Annotated in this window: 14 protein-coding genes and 3 pseudogenes; 8 read left to right on the forward strand and 9 right to left on the reverse strand. The window is 69.5% G+C overall.

What is annotated here, in order from left to right; all coding sequences use genetic code 11:
* Positions 1-8: 8 nt before the first annotated feature.
* Positions 9-701 carry a methyltransferase domain-containing protein gene (locus FD678_RS04470; RefSeq protein ID WP_218569488.1) on the forward strand — a complete coding sequence of 231 codons (693 nt, stop codon included), beginning with the start codon at positions 9-11 and terminating at the stop codon, positions 699-701.
* A gap of 43 nt (positions 702-744) precedes the next feature.
* Here FD678_RS04470 and FD678_RS04475 read toward each other — a convergent pair whose 3' ends face one another.
* Complete coding sequence (locus FD678_RS04475; protein ID WP_140719678.1) at positions 745-1,521, reverse strand: polysaccharide deacetylase family protein; 777 nt, start codon at positions 1,519-1,521, stop codon at positions 745-747.
* Positions 1,522-1,581: 60 nt separating this feature from the next.
* On the opposite strand from FD678_RS04475, the pseudogene grxD reads away from it, so the two are divergent.
* Both grxD and FD678_RS20945 read left to right on the forward strand, forming a co-directional pair.
* Positions 1,582-1,890, forward strand: a pseudogene (gene grxD / locus FD678_RS20940) (Grx4 family monothiol glutaredoxin); the annotation flags it as partial.
* Between the two features lie 60 nt (positions 1,891-1,950).
* Positions 1,951-2,508, forward strand: coding sequence for a rhodanese-like domain-containing protein (locus tag FD678_RS20945; RefSeq protein ID WP_256661867.1), 558 nt, complete (start codon positions 1,951-1,953; stop codon positions 2,506-2,508).
* Positions 2,509-2,656: 148 nt separating this feature from the next.
* On the opposite strand, the gene FD678_RS04485 is transcribed toward FD678_RS20945, so the two are convergent.
* Complete coding sequence (locus FD678_RS04485) at positions 2,657-3,214, reverse strand: DUF924 family protein (protein WP_140719682.1); 558 nt, start codon at positions 3,212-3,214, stop codon at positions 2,657-2,659.
* 172 nt (positions 3,215-3,386) lie between these two features.
* Here FD678_RS04485 and FD678_RS04490 point away from each other — a divergent pair, with 172 nt between their 5' ends.
* Both FD678_RS04490 and FD678_RS04495 read left to right on the forward strand, forming a co-directional pair.
* Complete coding sequence (locus FD678_RS04490; protein ID WP_140719684.1) at positions 3,387-4,784, forward strand: amidohydrolase; 1,398 nt, start codon at positions 3,387-3,389, stop codon at positions 4,782-4,784.
* Positions 4,785-4,963: 179 nt separating this feature from the next.
* The gene (locus FD678_RS04495) at positions 4,964-6,199 is read left to right on the forward strand and encodes an amidohydrolase family protein (RefSeq protein ID WP_140719686.1); all 1,236 of its coding nucleotides are present in this window, start codon (positions 4,964-4,966) and stop codon (positions 6,197-6,199) included.
* Between the two features lie 50 nt (positions 6,200-6,249).
* Here the strand turns inward: FD678_RS04495 and FD678_RS04500 are convergent, their stop codons facing one another.
* Complete coding sequence (locus FD678_RS04500) at positions 6,250-7,056, reverse strand: GH12 family glycosyl hydrolase domain-containing protein (RefSeq protein WP_140719688.1); 807 nt, start codon at positions 7,054-7,056, stop codon at positions 6,250-6,252.
* A 396-nt stretch (positions 7,057-7,452) separates the two neighbouring features.
* Here FD678_RS04500 and FD678_RS04505 point away from each other — a divergent pair, with 396 nt between their 5' ends.
* Together FD678_RS04505 and FD678_RS04510 are read left to right on the forward strand one after the other, a co-directional pair.
* The gene (locus FD678_RS04505; protein WP_140719690.1) at positions 7,453-8,082 is read left to right on the forward strand and encodes a 2-hydroxychromene-2-carboxylate isomerase; all 630 of its coding nucleotides are present in this window, start codon (positions 7,453-7,455) and stop codon (positions 8,080-8,082) included.
* A gap of 79 nt (positions 8,083-8,161) precedes the next feature.
* Positions 8,162-9,106: a DegV family protein gene (locus FD678_RS04510; protein ID WP_140719692.1), complete on the forward strand. Its 945-nt coding sequence runs from the start codon at positions 8,162-8,164 to the stop codon at positions 9,104-9,106.
* Between the two features lie 104 nt (positions 9,107-9,210).
* Here the strand turns inward: FD678_RS04510 and FD678_RS04515 are convergent, their stop codons facing one another.
* From FD678_RS04515 to FD678_RS04525, 4 genes and pseudogenes are all read right to left on the reverse strand, one after another.
* Positions 9,211-10,158 (reverse strand): Nudix family hydrolase, encoded by a 948-nt coding sequence (locus FD678_RS04515; RefSeq protein WP_140719694.1) that lies wholly within the window; start codon positions 10,156-10,158, stop codon positions 9,211-9,213.
* 381 nt (positions 10,159-10,539) lie between these two features.
* Positions 10,540-10,629: pseudogene (locus tag FD678_RS20820) on the reverse strand (SEC-C metal-binding domain-containing protein); the annotation flags it as partial.
* 180 nt (positions 10,630-10,809) lie between these two features.
* Positions 10,810-13,557: pseudogene (secA, locus tag FD678_RS04520) on the reverse strand (preprotein translocase subunit SecA); the annotation flags it as partial.
* Positions 13,476-14,414, reverse strand: a complete 939-nt coding sequence (locus FD678_RS04525; RefSeq protein WP_218569489.1) for a M23 family metallopeptidase — start codon at positions 14,412-14,414, stop codon at positions 13,476-13,478. The pseudogene secA and the gene FD678_RS04525, both read right to left, overlap by 82 nt.
* Here FD678_RS04525 and FD678_RS04530 point away from each other — a divergent pair.
* Positions 14,395-14,916, forward strand: a complete 522-nt coding sequence (locus tag FD678_RS04530; RefSeq protein WP_218569490.1) for a DUF721 domain-containing protein — start codon at positions 14,395-14,397, stop codon at positions 14,914-14,916. The genes FD678_RS04525 and FD678_RS04530 overlap by 20 nt on opposite strands.
* A 183-nt stretch (positions 14,917-15,099) precedes the next feature.
* Here FD678_RS04530 and lpxC read toward each other — a convergent pair whose 3' ends face one another.
* Positions 15,100-16,011: a UDP-3-O-acyl-N-acetylglucosamine deacetylase gene (gene lpxC / locus FD678_RS04535; RefSeq protein ID WP_140719701.1), complete on the reverse strand. Its 912-nt coding sequence runs from the start codon at positions 16,009-16,011 to the stop codon at positions 15,100-15,102.
* A 508-nt stretch (positions 16,012-16,519) separates the two neighbouring features.
* Entirely contained in the window at positions 16,520-17,752 is a 1,233-nt protein-coding gene (gene ftsZ / locus FD678_RS04540) for a cell division protein FtsZ (protein WP_140719703.1), read from the reverse strand.
* Between the last annotated feature and the right edge of the window lie 135 nt (positions 17,753-17,887).

The raw sequence follows: 17,887 nt of genomic DNA on the forward strand, positions 1-17,887 counted from the left end.
AACGCACCGTGAGCGACACCGTCCGTCCGCTGAGTCCGCCGCAAGCCCAGGCGATCGCCCGCGCCTTCCTGCCGGCGCATCCGCTGGGCAACCGCTACGACTACTACTACACGCGCATCAAGCTGCGCACCGATCCTCTCTATCCCGGCGTGCTCGAGGCCCTGCGCGGCACCCGCGCGCCGCTGCTCGATCTCGGCTGCGGCCTGGGCCTGCTCGCGCACGCCCTGCGCGCCGACGGGCAGGCGCTGGACTATCGCGGCGTGGACATCGATGCCGCCAAGATCCGCCGCGCGCGCCGGATCGCCGAGCGGAGCGGCCTGCCGCGCGCCCGTTTCGAGGTGCTCGACCTCAAGCACGGCGCACCCGGCCATCGCGGCAGCGTGGCCATCCTCGACGTCCTGCAGTACCTGCCCGAGGCCGGGCAATCCGGGCTGATCGCCGACACCGCGCGGATGCTGGAGCCCGGCGCCCGCCTGGTGATCCGCTGCGGGCTGGACGACGGCAGCCGGCGCGGCCGCACCAGCCGCATCGGCGATGTCCTGGCGCACGTGGCCGGCTGGATGCAGGAGCGCCCGCGCTGCCCTCCCACGCGCGCGCGCCTGCAGGCCGAGCTCGACGCCGCCGGGCTGCGCGCCCGCTTCACCCCGCTCTACGGCAATACCCCGTTCAACAACTGGCTGATCGTCGCCGAACCGGCGTAACGCCGTAACGCCGGCATCGTGCCGGGCGGCCCTGGCGCCCGGCTCACGCCCGCGGCAGCACCGCCGTCAGGCCGCGCTCGTCCAGTGCGCGCAGCACGCCTTCCAGGACCGCCAGGTTGTGGCCCCGGGCGATGCCCTCGTGCAGCAGCACGATCGCGCCGGGCCGCAGGTCGCGCACGATGCGCGCGACGGCCGCCCGGGGGTCGCAGGCCACCCCGTCGAACCCGCGCGCGCTCCAGGCCACCCGCACCAGTCCGTGCCTGCGCAGCGGCGCCGCCACCCAGGGATTGGTCATGCCGACCACCGAGCGGTACCAGCGCGGGGCCTGCCCGGCGATGTCGCGCAACGTGCGCTGGGCCTGGCCGATCTCGGCCGCCATCCGGCGCGGGCCCAGCGCCCAGAACCAGCGCTGCGGATGGGTATGGCTGTGGTTGCCGATGCCGTGGCCGCGGCGGACGATCTCGCGCACCAGCTCCGGCCGCCGCGCGGCCCGCTCACCGACCAGGAAGAAAGTGGCGCGGGCGCCATGCCGGTCGAGCAGGTCCAGCATCGCCAGCGTGTCGTCGGACGGCCCGTCGTCGATGGTCAGCCAGACCCGGGGCTCCGCCCCCGCCAGGCGGGTCGCGACCGGCGCGTACAGCCGGGCCCCGGGCAGGAACACCGCGGCGACGAAGCAGACGTGCGAACCCAGCAGGGCCGGCACGCCCGCAGGCCAGCCGAACCGCCACCACAGCAGCGCCACCGCCAGCTGCGAGGCGGCCAGCCACCAGCCCCAGTGCGGGCGGAATGCGGCGCGATGCAGTGTTTCCGGAGAGCTCATGCCCCATCTTCGCATGGCGCGTAGAATGGACGGTCTCCCAGAAGATCCACGGTCCCCACGATGTCCCTCGACCCCGCCCTGCGTTCGCGCATCGAATCGCTGCTGCAATCCAACCGCGTCGTGCTGTTCATGAAAGGCCAGCCGAACATGCCGCAGTGCGGCTTCTCGGCCAAGGCCGTGGGCGTGCTGAACGAGCTGGGCGTGGACTACGCCCACGTCAACGTGCTGGCCGACCAGGAGATCCGCGAGGGCATCAAGGCCTACGGCGACTGGCCGACGATCCCGCAGCTGTACATCGACGGCGAGCTGGTCGGCGGCAGCGACATCATGCTGCAGATGTACGAGAGCGGCGAACTGAGCCAGCTGCTGGGCGTGGCCGCCCCGGACCTGACCCCGCCGTCGATCACCATCACCCCGGCGGCGGTGGAAATGCTCAAGGGCGCGCTCGCCGACGCCCCGGGCGCGGCGCTGCAGCTGGCGATCGATGCGCGCTTCCAGCCCAACTTCCAGCTGGTGCCGGAAAATCCCAAGGCGATCGCCGCCGAGTCCAACGGCCTGCGCGTGCAGTTCGACCCGTCCAGCGCGCGGCGCGCCGACGGCATCACCATCGACTGGGTGGACGACATCCGCGGCCGCGGCCTGGCGATCGACAACCCGAACGCGCCCAAGCCGGTGCAGGAACTGGCCCCGCGCGACGCCGACGACCAGGTCAAGGCCGGCACGCTGACGCTGGTGGACGTGCGCCCGGCCGACGAGCGCGCGATCGCCTCGGTCAACGCGCCGTTCCGCACGCTCGACGGCGAGGAGCGCGCTGCGCTGGAACGGCTGCCGAAGGACACCCCGCTGGCATTCCTGTGCCACCGCGGCGGCCGCAGCCTGCAGGCCGCCGAGCACTTCCGCGGCCTGGGCTTCACCCGCGTCTACAACGTCGCCGGCGGCATCGACGCCTGGTCCGACGAGGTGGACAACGGCGTGCCGAAGTACTGAGCCACGCGCTGGATCCGCGAAAAAACGCCGCGAAAGCGGCGTTTTTTCGTTCGGGCCCGCCGCCTGCTTTTTGTGGGAGCGGCTTCAGCAGCGGCGGGGTTTTTCAGCCGCTCCCACAAAAGCCCGCCAGGCCGGCCATCAACGATGGTCAACCCGCGAACCCGCCCTCGTCGAGGAAGCGCTGCTCCTCCGGCGTCGTGTCCCGCCCCAATGCCGCATTGCGGTGCGGGAAGCGCCCGAAGCGCGCGATGATGTCCCGGTGCAGCAGCGCCCATTCGGCGGCGCCCTCGCCGGGCAGGGCGCGATGCAGTTCGACCGAACGCGCCTGGTCGGCCGGATCCTCGCTGTGCTCGAACGGCAGGTAGAAGAACATCCGCAGCGAAGGGGCGACCTCGTAGTCGTAGCCGGCCTCGATCGCGCGGCGCGCGTAGTGCCGCGCCAGGCCGTCGGTGGCATAGGCGTGCGCGCCGCCGCGGAAGCAGTTCCGCGGGAACTGGTCGAGCAGGATCATCAGCGCCAGCGCGCCGTCGGCGCTGTCCATCCAGTGCTCGCATTCGCGGCGCGCGGCCGCGTGATGCAGCTCGAGGAAATGCTGGCGGAAATTGGCGTCGAACGACTCGTTCTTCGAGAACCAGCGCTCCGGCCCCGCGCGCTCCCAGAACTCGCATACGGAGGCGATGTGCTTGCGTGTATCCGCGGGTTTCATCGAGCGGTCTCGGGAGGTGCGGGCCGCCGCACAGCATGCCCGTTCCCGGTCAAGGGCACCCGCTGCGCCGCGTCACGGCGGGCCGGGGGCGTGACCTATGGGGCTTGGCAAGCCCGCCCCGCGCCGGCTAGCGTCGTGGCTGCTGCACGCAATCCATCCGGGGAAAAACCTGATGCGCCACTTCCTGCTCGCCGGCCTGGCCGGCGTCCTGCTGTGCGGGCCCGCGGCCGCGGCCTCGCGCTTCGTCGCCGATCCCTATCCCAGCACCTACGCGCCGCTCGCCTCCGGCCCGGTGCTGATCGAACACGCCACCGTGCTGACCGGGACCGGCCAGCGCCTGGACGATGCCGACGTGCTGCTGGCCGACGGCAAGGTCCAGGCCGTCGGCCGCGGCCTGCCGCCCCCCGCCGGCGCCGCCCGCGTCGACGGCAGGGGCAAGTGGGTGACGCCGGGCATCATCGACGTGCACTCGCACCTGGGCGTCTATCCCAGCCCCGGCGTGAAGGCGCACAGCGACGGCAACGAGATGACCGCGCCGGTCACTCCCAACGTCTGGGCCGAGCACTCGGTCTGGCCGCAGGATCCCGGCTTCCTGACCGCGCTGGCCGGCGGCATCACCTCGCTGCAGGTGCTGCCGGGCTCGGCCAACCTGATCGGCGGGCGCGGCGTGACCCTGAAGAACGTGCCCGCCACGACCTACCAGGCGATGAAGTTCCCCGGCGCGCCGTGGGGCCTGAAGATGGCCTGCGGCGAGAATCCCAAGCGCGTCTACGGCCAGAAGGGCGGCCCGGCCACGCGCATGGGCAACGTCGCCGGCTATCGCGCCGCCTTCATCGATGCGGCCGAGTACCTGCGCAAGAACGCACCGAAGAAGCAGCCCGCCAAGCGCCACTGGTGGAGCCGCGGCGGCGACGACGACAGCAGCGGCGACACCGGCGGCAAGCGCGACCTCAAGCTGGACACGCTGGCCGGCGCGATCAACGGCGACATCCGCGTGCACATCCACTGCTATCGCGCCGACGAGATGGCGACGATGATCGACCTGTCCAAGGAATTCGGCTTCCACATCGCCGCGTTCCACCATGCGGTGGAGGCGTACAAGATCGCCGACCGGCTCGCGCAGGAACGCATCTGCGGCGCGATGTGGGCCGACTGGTGGGGCTTCAAGATGGAGGCCTTCGACGGCATCCAGGAGAACATCGCGCTGGTCGACCGCCCCGCCGACAGCTGCGCGATCGTGCATTCCGATTCGGAGGAAGGCATCCAGCGGCTCAACCAGGAAGCGGCCAAGGCGATGGCCAGCGCGCGCCGCGCCGGGCTCCAGGTCGCGCCCGAGCACGCCATCGCCTGGATCACCCTCAACGCGGCCAAGGCGCTGGGCGTCGAGAAGCAGACCGGTTCGCTGGAGCCGGGCAAGATGGGCGACGTCGTGGTGTGGAACGGCAGCCCGTTCAGCTCGTATGCGCTGGCCGAGAAGGTCTACATCGACGGTGCGCAGGTCTACGACCGCCACGACCGGAGCTTGCAGCCGGTCTCGGACTTCATGCTGGGCCAGGGAGGTGCGCCGTGATTCGCCTTGCTTTCGCTCGCCTTGCCTTGGCCCGCATTGCTTCTGCCCGTCGTTCCTGCGAAGGCGGGAACCCAGGGACGTCGCCGTGGACTTCGCATGCAGGGGCGTGCCCCGGTTTTCCTGCCGGAGAACGGAAGAAGCGAGGCCGCTGGGTTCCCGCCTTCGCGGGAACAACGGCCTTGCTGCTGTCGCTGTTCTGGTCCGGCCACGCTATCGCGCAAGACGTGCTGATCCGCGACGCCACCGTGCACACCGCCACCGCGCAAGGCACGCTGCAGCATGCCGACGTGCTGGTGCAGGGCGGCACGATCCGCGCGATCGGCCACGGCCTGGCCGCGCCGGCCGGTGCCAGCGTGGTCGAGGCCGCGGGGCGGCCGCTGACGCCGGCCTTGTTCGGCGGCATCACCGAGATCGGCATCGAGGAGGTCTCCGGCGAGGACGCCACCGTCGACAGCGGCCTGAAACTGGCCGACCAGCCGATGCGCCCCGAGTTCGACGCCACCCTCGCCTACAACCCGGATTCGGTGCTGGTGCCGGTGGCGCGCGTGGAAGGCATCGGTTTCACGGCGCTCGGCGCGACGACGTCCGGTGCCTTCATCGCCGGCCAGGGCGGCGTGGTGCGGCTGGACGGCAGCGCCGATCCGATCGGCCCGCATGCGCTGTTCCTGCGCCTGGGCGCGGATGCGTCCGAACTGACCGGCAACTCGCGCGCGGCGCAATGGATGCTGCTCGACCAGTTGGTCGCCGAGGCGCGCGGCCGCGTGCCGGCCGATTCGCCGCATGCCCTGCTCACCCCGGCCGGCCGCGCGGTGCTGGCGAAGTACCTCGCCGGCCAGGGCCGCATCGTGGTGCAGGTCGAGCGCGCCGCCGACATCCGCCAGCTCCTCCGCTGGGCGCAGCGCGAGAAGGTGCGGATCGCCATCGCCGGTGGCAGCGAGGCGTGGAAGCTGGCCCCGCAGCTGGCCCAGGCCAAGGTCCCGGTACTGGTCGAAGCCCTGGCCGACCTGCCGTCCAACTTCGACCAGATCGGCGCGACCCTGGAGAACGCCGCGCGCCTGCGCGCCGCCGGCGTGGAAGTGAGCTTCACCCAGGGCGGCGACGGTTCGCACAACGCGCGCAAGGTGCGGCAGCTGGCCGGCAATGCCGTCGCCAACGGCCTGCCGTGGGACGACGGCCTGGCCGGCCTGACCCGGGTGCCGGCGGAGATCTTCGGCGTCGGCGACCGCATCGGCAGCATCGCGGTCGGCAAGCAGGCCGACCTGGTGCTGTGGGAAGGCGATCCGCTCGACGTGGCCCATTACGCCGAGCAGGTCTGGCTCGGCGGCCGCGCCATCCCGATGCGCTCGCGCCAGACCGAACTGCGCGACCGCTACCTGCGCCGGCAGGGCTCGCTGCCGCGCTCGTATCCGCGTTGAGTACGGACGGGCAGGAGGCGATGCATCGCCCCTGCCCGCCGCACCCGGCCTCAGTTCGCGTTGATGGTCGCGTTGAAGTAGGCCCAGCCGTTGCCGCGCACGACCTCGAAACCGGCCTCGACCACGTGCAGGTACATGGAGTTGTTGTAGCGCCCGTCCTGCGAGCGGTTGGCATGCAGCCAGTTGAGGAACGGCTTCACGTCCAGGTTGAGGCTGCCGCTGGTGGCCAGGTTGGCCTGCCCGGCGGTGCCGGTCGGGATGAAGGTATAGACGTAGTAGCCGGCGCCGCTGTTGTAGCCCTCCCACAGGTCGAAGGTGCGGCCGCCGGCGCTGATCACGCGCGTGCCGGTCTGGGTGCCGATCGGCCACGAATTGTGGTCGCCCCAGATCATCACCTCCAGCTGCGGCGTGCCCTTGTTGGTGTCCCAGCGGAAGAACATGTCGTAGGCGAAGTCGCCGCCGAGGTTGGTGCCGCCGGCCTGGTAGCCGAAGGTCACCGGGATGCTGTTGATGGTCGAGACCCGCTTCGGGAACAGCGTGTCGCTGGTCGGGTTCCAGTCGTAGTGCCAGCCGCGCACGATGGCCGGGTAGCCGTAGAGATTGTTGGTGGAGTAATTGAAGGTCACCGTCATCTCGGGCAGGCTGCCGGTACCGAACGAGCCTTGCATGACGTTGTTGGGATCGTTGAAGTTGTTGACCCAGGCGTAGTGGTTGCCGAACACCTTGTACGGCCCGGCCCAGGCGGCCGGCGCGAGCGCGGCCAAGGCCAGCGCCAGCACGACGCGCGAGCGGCGGCGCGGCGATGGCGGTGCGGCGGAACGATCGCGAGACACGTGGTTCGAACTGGCGCGTTGCATGTGGTGCCCTCCCGAGATGGCATCCTGCCCAGGTCCGGGCGGCTCCTGCCGCCGGCCGCGGCCATCGGACCGCAGCCGTGGGCGACCGTAGCAGCCTGTGCACCGCAGCATTCATCACGATTACGCCGCGCCCTATGCCGGTTCCGAAATAGCGAGGCACAGTCGTCGCATCCTGCGTGCGCGGCTTCGTACTTCGGGTCGCGGCGTGGATAATCGGGAAGGATCCAGCGTCCGTTTCCGCCCCTTTCCGGGAACCTGCACCTGCCTCGTCGTGCCCGCCGGAGCGGGAACGGGACATCGCTTGCAGGCCGGGCAACGGCCGGATCCATGAGCCCGCTCGCGCGGGAACCACGGCCCATCGTCCCCGGCGCCGCGAAAGCTCCAAGGAGGACCACCATGCAGCTCCCCTGGTACTTCGACTTCGTTTCGCCGTTCGCCTACCTGCATTGGCAGAAGCTGCAGCGCATGCCGCAGGCGGCCCAGGTGCAGCCGGTCCCGATCCTGCTCGGCGCGGTGCTGGAAGCGACCGGCATCCGGGGCCCGGCCGAGATTCCCGGCAAGCGGCTTTTCACCTACCGCCGCGTGCAATGGCAGGCCGAGCAGGACGACGTGCTGCTGCGCTTCCCGCCGGCGCATCCGTTCAATCCGCTCCCGGCCCTGCGCCTGTGCATCGCGGTCGGCGGGCACGCCCAGGCGGTCGATGCGATCTTCGACTGGATATGGCGCAACGGCTATCCCGGCGACAGCGCCGCCGCGCTCGCCCCGGTGGCCGAGGTGCTGGGGGTCACCGACCCGGAAGCGGCGATCGCCGCGCCGGAGGTGAAGGCGCAACTGCGCGCCAATACCGAGGCCGCCCTCGCCGCCGGCGTGTTCGGCGTGCCCACCCTGGCCATCGGCGGGGAGCTGTTCTGGGGCAACGACGCGCACGGCCTGATCGAGACGGTGCTGGCCGATCCCGAGTACCTGGCGCGCGAGCCGATGGCGAGGCTGGCCACGCTGCCGGAGGGCATCCGCCGCGGAGGATAGGCCAAGCCGCTACGCGGCCCGGCATTTTTGCGATAGCTTTCACACTCGAATTGGGACGCAGCAGCCGGAGGGGGCAACGATGCGTATCGGAATCGTGGTGGATTCTGCCTGCGATCTGCCACAGGACTTCATCCAGAAGAACAACATCGTCGTCCTGCCGATCACCGTGCGGATCGGCGAGGCGGTACTGGCCGACCATCGCGACGAGGAGGCCACGCTGGAGTTCCTGCGCGCCCACGTCGCCGAGCGCGGCCACGAAGCCGAAACCACGCCGTTCTCGGTCAGCCAGATCCGCGACCTGTTCCTGGAGCGGCTGGTCATCGACTACGACCACGTGTTCTGCCTGACCATCTCCAAGCTGCGCAGCCAGATCTTCGACAACGCGACCCAGGCCAGCTTCGCGATCCTCAACGACTACAAGCCGGTGCGGCAGTCGGCCGGCTACAACTCGCCGTTCGCGTTGCGGGTGATCGACACGCTCAACCTGTTCGCCGGCCAGGGCGTCACCGCCGTGGAAGCGGCGCGCCTGCGCGCGCAGGACGCCAGCGTCGCGCAGATCCGCACGCGCATCGAGCAGTTGGCCGAGAACACCTATGGCTACATGATCCCGCGCGACCTGTACTACCTGCGCGCGCGGGCCCGCGCCAAGGGCGACCGCAGCGTCGGCCTGATCAGCGCCGCGCTCGGCAGCGCGCTGGACATCAAGCCGGTGCTGCGCGCGTACCGCGGCGTGACCGAACCGGTGGCCAAGCTGAAAGGCTTCGAACCTTCGGTGCAGAAGATGTTCGAGTTCACCGCCCGCAAGGTACGCGAGGGCCTGATGACGCCGACCGTATGCGTCGGCTATGGCGGCGAACTCCAAGAACTGCGCGCCCTGCCCGGCTACGCCGCATTGCGCGACGCCTGCGCGGAAAAGGAGGTCGAACTGTTCGAGAGCGTGATGAGCCTGACCGGCATGGTCAACGTCGGCAAGGGCGCGGTCGCCGTGGGCTTCGCGGCCGCACCGCATGGATTCTCGGCCTAGGAGGATCGCGCCATACGGATGACGGCCGACGCCTCACGCGGTCGCCTTGCCCGGGCGGCCTGGACGGTTGCCCATCGGCCTCGCCAGCCCGGCCGCTCCATCCCTCACCCCGCCCAGAGCGACCGCAGCGCCGCAATCCCCTGCGCCCCATGCCGCCGCGCCTCGGCCAGGTGCGACGGATGCAATCCGCCGCCCGCGTAGATCGGCAGCGACACCTTCTCCCGCATCGCCTCGAACGCTTCCCAGCCGAACGGCGCCGCCGGCGCGGACACGCTGGAAAGCACCGGCCCCAACACCGCGAAGTCGCACCCGATCCGCTGCGCCTGCTGCAGGCTGGGCAAATCGTGGCAGGACGCGGCGACCGGCTGTCCGGCCGGCAGCGGCCGTCCGTCGAGGGCCCCCAGCTGCATGGCATCGAGATGCACGCCGATCCCCAGCTCGCGGGCCAGCGCGATGTCGCCCTCGAGCAGGAGCTGCACCGGGTTGCGCCCCCGCTGCGCCAACACCCGCTCGACCAGATGCGCCCGGCGCGCGTGATCGCGCCCGCGCGTGCACAGGTGCATGCGCCGGACGCCCGCGCGCAGCAACTGCCCGACGCGCTCTAGCCAGCGCTCCTCGTCCGCGCCGGGTTCGGGCGTGACCAGGTAGTGCTCCGGCTGGCGCAGCATCGCGACCACAGGCAGGTCCGCCGGCGGCATCGAGTAGCGCTCGAGCTTCTCCGGGCTCACCCAGGTCAGCGCCTGCCCTTCGCGCCCGCGCGGCTGGCCCTTCCAGCCGTCGATGCGCCGCACTTCCAGGCGCAGGCGCTTGTCCGGATACAGTTGCGGCACTTCCATCAGCCACTCGCCGACCTGGGCCTCGATGCCCAGTTCCTCCTGCAGTTCGCGCACCAGCGCATCTTCCGAGCTCTCGCCCGGCTCGCGCTTGCCGCCGGGGAATTCCCACAGCCCCGGCATGTCCCGGGTCTCGGTACGGCGTGCCAGCAGGATGCGGCCGCGCGCGTCCTGGATGACGCCGGCCACGACATGGATCGATCTGAGAGGTTCAGGCATGCATGGACTTTGCCGTGCCGGGGCGCCGGCGGGCAATAGCCGACCGTTTCGTTCCGGTTCGGACCGGCGGACAGCGGGCCCATGCCGATCCCGCGGGCAGAAGCCGTGGCTGGCACGAAAGTCCCTGGATCTGCGATCCCCGGCCCTCGCGCACAGTGCGAGGGCGTTCGGCCGGGCGCGAGCCAGTGGCTCGCAAGCAGCCCGTCCTCACCCCCGTCTGCGCGAGGATGACGAGTAGATACATCTGGAGGAGAGCCCCCTTGGTAAGGGGGCGCGGCGACAGCCGCGGGGGATCGGAGGTAAGACCGCGAGCCCGGAATCCGCGTAGCGGATTCCGGGTGCGCAGCCCGTTTCACGGGCTGCGCCACGGTCAGCTCAGCGTCAGCTGAGCTGGCCGTGGCAGTGCTTGTACTTCTTGCCGCTGCCGCACGGGCACGGATCGTTGCGGCCGACCTTCGGCGCCTCGCGGACGACCTGGGCGACCGCGCCCGCACCGGGACCGCGGCCGGCCACCTCGGCGGCCTCCTCGTCGGCGCCGTAGCCACCCGCCTCCTGGTGCTGGAACTGCGAGGCCAGCAGGCGCGCCTCGGCCTGGCGACGCTCCTGCTCCTCCAGCGCGGCCACCTCCTCCTCGCTGCGGATGCGCACGCGCGCCAGCAGGTTCACCACCTCGCGCTTGACGTTCTCCAGCATCTCCGAGAACAGCTCGAAGGCTTCCTTCTTGTACTCCTGCTTGGGCTGCTTCTGCGCGTAGCCGCGCAGGTAGATGCCCTGGCGCAGGTAGTCCATCTTGGCCAGGTGTTCCTTCCAGCCCTGGTCGAGCACGGTCAGCATCACGTGCTTCTCCAGCGCGCGCATGGTCTCGGCGCCGACCGCGGCCTCCTTCTCGGCGAAGTGGCTGGCCACCGCTTCCTGCACCTTCTCGGCGATCTGCTCGGCGTCCAGTTCCTCGTGCTCCGCGGCGATCTTCACCAGCGGCATCTGCACGCCCAGTTCCGCCTCCAGCGTGGCCTCCAGGCCCGGCAGGTCCCACTGCTCGTCCACCGAGTTCGGCGGCACGAAACGCGCGACCAGGTCGTAGACCACGTCGGTGCGGATGCCGTCGATGTTCTCCTTGACCGACTCGGCGTCCAGCAGTTCGTCGCGCTGGGCGTAGATCACCTTGCGCTGGTCGTTGTTGACATCGTCGAAGTCGAGCAGGTTCTTGCGGATGTCGAAGTTGTGCGCCTCGACCTTGCGCTGGGCCTTCTCGATCTGGCGGCTGACCAGGCGGTCCTCGATGACGTCGTCTTCCTTCATGCCCATCATGCGCATCGCCTTCTGCACCCAGTCGGAGGCGAAGATGCGCATCAGGTTGTCTTCCAGCGACAGGTAGAAGCGCGACGAACCCGGGTCGCCCTGGCGGCCGGAACGGCCGCGCAGCTGGTTGTCGATGCGCCGCGACTCGTGCCGCTCGGTACCCACGATGTGCAGGCCGCCGGCGGCCTTGACCGCTTCGTGGCGGCGCTGCCATTCGGTCTTGGCGCGGAAGCGCTGGTCCTCGTTGGCGTCCGGGCCCAGCGCCTGCAGCTCCGCTTCCAGTGAACCGCCGAGCACGATGTCGGTACCGCGGCCGGCCATGTTGGTGGCGATCGTCACCGCGCCGGGCAGGCCGGCGTTGGCGACGATGGTCGCCTCGCGCTCGTGCTGCTTGGCGTTGAGCACCTCGTGCTTCACGCCGGCCTTGCGCAGGTGCTCGGACAGCATCTCCGAGGTCTCGATCGAGGTGGTGCCGACCAGCACGGGCTGGCCGCGCTTGGCGCAATCCTCGATGTCCGCCAGCACCGCGTTGAACTTGCCCTTGCGGTTGAGGAACACCTGGTCCGGATAGTCCTTGCGGATGGTCGGCTTGTTGGTCGGGATCACCACCACTTCCAGGCCGTAGATGCTCTGGAACTCGTAGGCTTCCGTGTCGGCCGTGCCGGTCATGCCGGACAGCTTCTTGTACATGCGGAACAGGTTCTGGAAGGTGATGCTCGCCAGCGTCTGGTTCTCGCGCTGCACGGGCACGCCTTCCTTCGCCTCCACGGCCTGGTGCAGGCCGTCGGACCAGCGCCGGCCCGGCAGCGTGCGGCCGGTGAACTCGTCGACGATCACCACCTCGCCGTCGCGCACGATGTAGTCCACGTCGCGCTGGTAGATCGCATGGGCACGCAGCGCCGCGTTGAGGTGGTGGACCACGCTCAGGTTCTGCGCCGCGTACAGCCCCTCGGCGTCGCCGCCGATGATGCCGGCCTGGCGCAGCAGCTCCTCGGCGCGCTCCATGCCGGCTTCCGACAGGTGCACCTGCTTGGACTTCTCGTCCACCCAGTAGTCGCCCTCGCCTTCTTCCTCGGCCTGGCGGGTCAGTTGCGGCACGATCCGGTTGACGCGGATGTACAGCTCCGGCGATTCGTCGGCCGGGCCGGAGATGATCAGCGGGGTGCGCGCCTCGTCGATCAGGATCGAGTCCACCTCGTCGACGATGGCGTAGTGCAGGCCGCGCTGGTAGCGGTCGGCCTTGGACAGCGCCATGTTGTCGCGCAGGTAGTCGAAGCCGAACTCGTTGTTGGTGCCGTAGGTGATGTCGGCCGCGTAGGCGGCATGCTTGTCGCTGTGCGGCATGCCCGGGTAGACCACGCCCACGCTCAGGCCCAGCCAGTTGTACAGCTTGCCCATCTGCGCGGCGTCGCGGCGGGCCAGGTAGTCGTTGACGGTGACCACGTGCACGCCCTTGTCTTCCAGGGCGTTGAGGTACACCGGCAGCGTCGCCACCAGGGTCTTGCCCTCGCCGGTGCGCATTTCGGCGATCTTGCCCAGGTGCAGCACCATGCCGCCGATCAGCTGCACGTCGTAGTGGCGCATGCCGAGCACGCGCTTGCTGGCCTCGCGGCAGACCGCGAAGGCCTCGGGCAGCACCTTGTCCAAGGTCTCGCCGCCGGCGATGCGCTGCCTGAACTCGGGGGTCTTGGCCTGCAACTCCGCATCGGAGAGCTTCTCCAGCTCCGGCTCGAGGGCATTGATCTTGGCGACGATCCGGTTGAGCTGGCGGAGCAGGCGTTCGTTGCGACTGCCGAAGACGCGGGTAAGCAGGCTGTTGATCATTGAATAAACCGGTTGAAAAGGAACGGTTCGACCGGCGCCGGCTCCCCTGGACCCGAGCGCCGTAAACGAAACAGGGCGCAATGCGCCCTGTCTCTGGCAACGCCTCATTGTAGCTTGGGGCGGCCCCGGGTGATTCAAGCCCGCATCACCGGCGATCCCGGGAGCGCCGGGCCCGTCGCCGGGCGGGACGAGGCTCAGCCGCGGCCGCTGCGCCCGACCGGCGTGGTGCTGTCGCCCAGGAACTTGCGCGGGTTCATCACCCGCCCGTCCTTCCATACCTCGAAATGCACGTGCGCGCCGGTGGAACGGCCGGTCGACCCGGCCTTGGCGATCTGCTGGCCGGCGCGCACCAGGTCGCCGACCTTCACCACCAGCCGCGAATTGTGCGCGTAGCGGGTCACGTAGCCATTGCCGTGATCGACCTCGACCACGTTGCCGTAGCCGCTGCGGACGCCGGAAAAGCTGACCACGCCATCGGCCACCGCCAGCACCGGGTCGCCGACGTTGGCGTGGAAGTCGATGCCCTTGTGCTCGGCCGCGCCGCCGCTGAACGGATCGGCGCGCCGGCCGAAGCCGGAGGTGATGTAGCTGTTCTTGATCGGCGTGCGCGACGGTACCGCGTTCTGCTCCAGCTGGTGGTCGAACATCAGCGACGCCAGCACGTTCAGTTGCTTGCCCGAGGTGGAGAACTGCTGCTCGAGTTGCCCTAGAGACTGCTTGAGGTCCTGGGCCGGCATGTCCTGCATCGGCTCGTCGCCGCCACCGACGCCGACCGGATCCTCGAAGTCGAACTCGCCGTCCTTGAGCTGGCCCATCTCGGTCAGGCGCTGGCCCAGCGCGTTGAGGCGGTTGGCCTGGGCCTGCAGCTCGCCGAGCCGCGCGGCGAGCGCGTTGACCTCGGCCTGCGACTCGCGCCGCACCTTCGCCAGCTCGGCCTGTTGCTGCTCGACCTTGGCCTGCAGGCGGGAATTGTCCACCATGCCCACTGCGACACTGCTGCCGATCCCGGCCAGCAGGCCCACGCCCAGCACGGTGCCCAGCACCACGAGCGGGCGGTTCTCGGCGAAACCCTGGAGCCGCCGCACGAGGCGCTGCCCACCGGTTTCCCTGGATTTGATTACGATCTTCTTCAAAGCCATCTGCGTTGTCATGTCAAAGCCGAACTCCAGCACACCCAACTCTCCCCCCCGGCCGGCCCTCGAGGCCGCGCTGGCGGAAAAGTCTGGCGATCCCCTGCGCAGAGCCCTGTGGCTTGATGCGCTGGATCGGCAGTTGCGCCCCCATCTGCCGCCTTCGCTCGCCAATCGTTGCCGGCTGGCCAACGTGAAGGACGGACAGCTCGTTTTTCTCGTCGAATCCCCGGTCTGGCACGCCAAGTTGCGGCTCGCCGAACACCAGCTCATCGATGCCGCCCACTCCATCGGGCTGAAGGTCACGCGAGTGACCATCAAGACCGCGACCGCTGCGCTGCGTTCCCCAACGCAACAGGATCCACACCGGTCACAACCGATTTCCGAGGCCACGCAGAGAGGACTGCGCGACGCATTGGCTTCCTTGCAGGATGTCGCGCCGACCCGGGAGTCCCCCGCACGTGGAAGTGCGGGCTCTCGCGAAGGACTCGCCAAGAAGCGCTGACGTCCCCGGCTCCGGGAGCCGGCTTCGCGCGTGAAGGGAATGCAAAAAGCCCGCACGCGACCGGACGCATCCTAGCCGCCTTGGCGCGGGCAATCGTTAGATGAAAATTAAGAAAACGTTAAATTCAGCCTATGGGGCCGACGGGGTTCACGTTTCGGGACGGCGCCCCTCCCGCCGGGCGACTCAGGCGTAGGCGGGCGAGGCGTAGACCACCGGCGGCGGCGCCGAACCCTCGGGGAAGCTCACCCACTCCCAGGCCGACTGCTCGGCCAGCAGCGCCCGCACCAGCTTGTTGTTGAGCGCGTGGCCGGACTTGAAGCCCTCGTAGTGCCCCAGGATCGGGCCGCCGGCGAGGTACAGGTCGCCGATCGCGTCGAGGATCTTGTGGCGCACGAATTCGTCGGCGTAGCGCAGGCCGTCCTCGTTGAGCACGCGGAACTCGTCGAGCACGATCGCGTTGTCCATCGAGCCGCCCAGGCCGAGGTTGCGCTCGCGCATGTACTCCAGGTCGCGCATGAAGCCGAAGGTGCGGGCGCGCGAGATTTCCTTGATGTAGGCCGCGGTGGAGAACTCGATCTCCTGGCGCGACTGGCGCGCCGGGATCATCGGGTGGTCGAACTCGATGGTGAAACCGAGCTTGTAGCCGTCGTAAGGCTCGAAACGGGCGATCTTGTCGCCGTCGCGCACTTCGATCGGCTGCTTGATGCGGATGAAGCGCTTGGCCGCGTCCTGCTCGACGATGCCGGCGGACTGCAGCAGGAACACGAACGGCCCGGAAGACCCGTCCATGATCGGCAACTCGGCCGAGGACAGCTCCACGATCGCGTTGTCGATGCCGAGGCCGGCGAAGGCCGACATCAGGTGCTCGACGGTCTGGATCTTGGCGCCGTTGCAGGTCAGGCCGGTGCACAGGGTCACCTCGGTCACCAGCTCGCCGCTCGCGGGGACCTCCACCACCGGATCCAGGTCGACGCGGCGGAACACGATGCCATGGTTGGCCGGCGCAGGTCGCAGGGTCATGTAGACCTTGTTGCCGCTGTGCAGGCCGATGCCGGTGGCACGAATCGTGTTCTTCAGGGTGCGTTGCTGGGTCATGACCGGGAGTGTGAAGGACAGGTGCAGACGGGAGCTGAACCGGGTGCGAGGGCGCCGAATTAGCCGAATCTTAACATTTAGCAGGTCCGGATTGCTGCCGTATCACTCGTCGTGGCGCGGTCGGCAAAACCTGCCGGGCCCTTTGGGGCCCGGCAGAAAGAGGACCCGGCACGAGGGCCGGCTCTTGTGAGGGACTCACAAGATGATGGTGCCGCGGCGCGGGGTGGACAAGGCCCCACACCACGTTCAAGCCCCCTCCCCGGAGAGGGGCGGGGTCGGGGGCCCGGACAAGCCCTTGCGCCATCCAACCGCGCAAGGCCACGCCCGTACCCCCTCCAACGCTTCGCGTCCTCCTCCTCCCCATGGGAGGAAGAGTCCGCTCAGTCGGCCTGGCGGCGCAGGACCCGCCGCCGCGCCTGCGAAGGACTGCTTCGCGCGGCGGTGGGCGCCCGACCGGGGACGGCCAGGCCGGACGCTCCGAAGTCGCCATGCATCGCCATGGATGGCCTCAGTCGGCCTGGCGGCGCAGGAAGGCAGGGATGTCCAGGTAGTCGCTCGGCAGTTCCGCGGTCGGCACGGTCGAGGCCAGCGAGGACGACGAGGCGGCCGCCGTGTCGCTGCTCGGACGGCGCAGGCCCAGGCCCATCGAACCGCCCACCGCGCGCGAAACCGCGTCGCCGCCGTTGTCGTAGTCGCCGAACTCGGCCTGGCCGGTGGTGGCGTTGCGCACCAGCTTGATCGGGGCGCGCTCGCCCGGGCGCTGCGACTGGCGCGACACCGCGCGGTTCAGGCCGGTGGCGACCACGGTCACGCGGACCTCGTCCTGCATGTCCGGGTCCAGCACGGTGCCGACCACCACGGTCGCGTCCTCGGAGGCGAAGCCCTCGACGGTGCGGCCGATCTCGTCGAACTCGGCCATGGTGAAGTCCGGGCCGGCGGTGATGTTGACCAGGATGCCGTTGGCGCCGGCCAGGTTGACGTCGTCCAGCAGCGGGTTCTGGATCGCCGCCTCGGCCGCGGCCTGGGCGCGGTCGTCGCCGCGCGCCGAGCCGGTGCCCATCATCGCCAGGCCCATCTCGCTCATCACGGTGCGCACGTCGGCGAAGTCCACGTTGATCAGGCCCGGGCGCACGATCAGGTCGGCGATGCCCTGCACGGCGCCCTGCAGCACGTCGTTGGCGGCGCGGAACGCCTGGATCATCGTGGCGTTGCGGCCGAGCACGGTGATCAGCTTCTCGTTCGGGATCGTGATCAGCGAGTCGCAGTGCTGGCTCAGCTCCTCGATGCCCTTCAGCGCGACCTGCATGCGGCGACGGCCCTCGAACGGGAACGGCTTGGTCACCACCGCCACGGTCAGGATGCCCATCTCCTTGGCCAGCTGCGCCACCACCGGCGCGGCGCCGGTGCCGGTGCCGCCGCCCATGCCGGCGGTGATGAACACCATGTCGGCGCCCTGCAGCGCGTCCATGATGCGCTCGCGGTCCTCCAGCGCGGCCTGGCGGCCGACTTCCGGATTGGCGCCCGCGCCCAGGCCCTTGGTGACATTGCTGCCGAGCTGCAGCTGCAGCTTGGCGCCGCAGTTCTTGATCGCCTGCGAGTCGGTGTTGGCGGTGATGAACTCCACGCCCTCCACGCTGCTGTTGACCATGTGCGCCACGGCGTTGCCGCCGCCGCCGCCGACGCCGACGACCTTGATCACCGCGTTCGGTGCCATCTTCTCGATCAGTTCGAAATGTGCCATGTCCGTTGTCCTCTTTATGGTGGAGCCGTGATTCGTGATTGGCGATTGGCGATTCGATGAATCACTTCGGCACCACCACAAATTCCGGCGTTCTCTTGTTGGTTGTTCTACTGCCCTGCTACAACGCTTGCCCTG

This window comes from Pseudomonas sp. Hp2 (assembly GCF_006386585.1).
Taxonomy (GTDB): domain Bacteria; phylum Pseudomonadota; class Gammaproteobacteria; order Xanthomonadales; family Xanthomonadaceae; genus Pseudomonas_S; species Pseudomonas_S boreopolis.

Coding starts and splice junctions, on each gene's coding strand:
- FD678_RS04475 (WP_140719678.1), bottom strand. CDS start 1,521: ATGAGCTCTCCGGAAACACTGCATCGCGCCGCATTCCGCCCGCACTGG.
- FD678_RS20945 (WP_256661867.1), top strand. CDS start 1,951: ATGCTCAAGGGCGCGCTCGCCGACGCCCCGGGCGCGGCGCTGCAGCTG.
- FD678_RS04485 (WP_140719682.1), bottom strand. CDS start 3,214: ATGAAACCCGCGGATACACGCAAGCACATCGCCTCCGTATGCGAGTTC.
- FD678_RS04490 (WP_140719684.1), top strand. CDS start 3,387: ATGCGCCACTTCCTGCTCGCCGGCCTGGCCGGCGTCCTGCTGTGCGGG.
- FD678_RS04500 (WP_140719688.1), bottom strand. CDS start 7,056: ATGCAACGCGCCAGTTCGAACCACGTGTCTCGCGATCGTTCCGCCGCA.
- FD678_RS04505 (WP_140719690.1), top strand. CDS start 7,453: ATGCAGCTCCCCTGGTACTTCGACTTCGTTTCGCCGTTCGCCTACCTG.
- FD678_RS04510 (WP_140719692.1), top strand. CDS start 8,162: ATGCGTATCGGAATCGTGGTGGATTCTGCCTGCGATCTGCCACAGGAC.
- FD678_RS04515 (WP_140719694.1), bottom strand. CDS start 10,158: ATGCCTGAACCTCTCAGATCGATCCATGTCGTGGCCGGCGTCATCCAG.
- lpxC (WP_140719701.1), bottom strand. CDS start 16,011: ATGACCCAGCAACGCACCCTGAAGAACACGATTCGTGCCACCGGCATC.
- ftsZ (WP_140719703.1), bottom strand. CDS start 17,752: ATGGCACATTTCGAACTGATCGAGAAGATGGCACCGAACGCGGTGATC.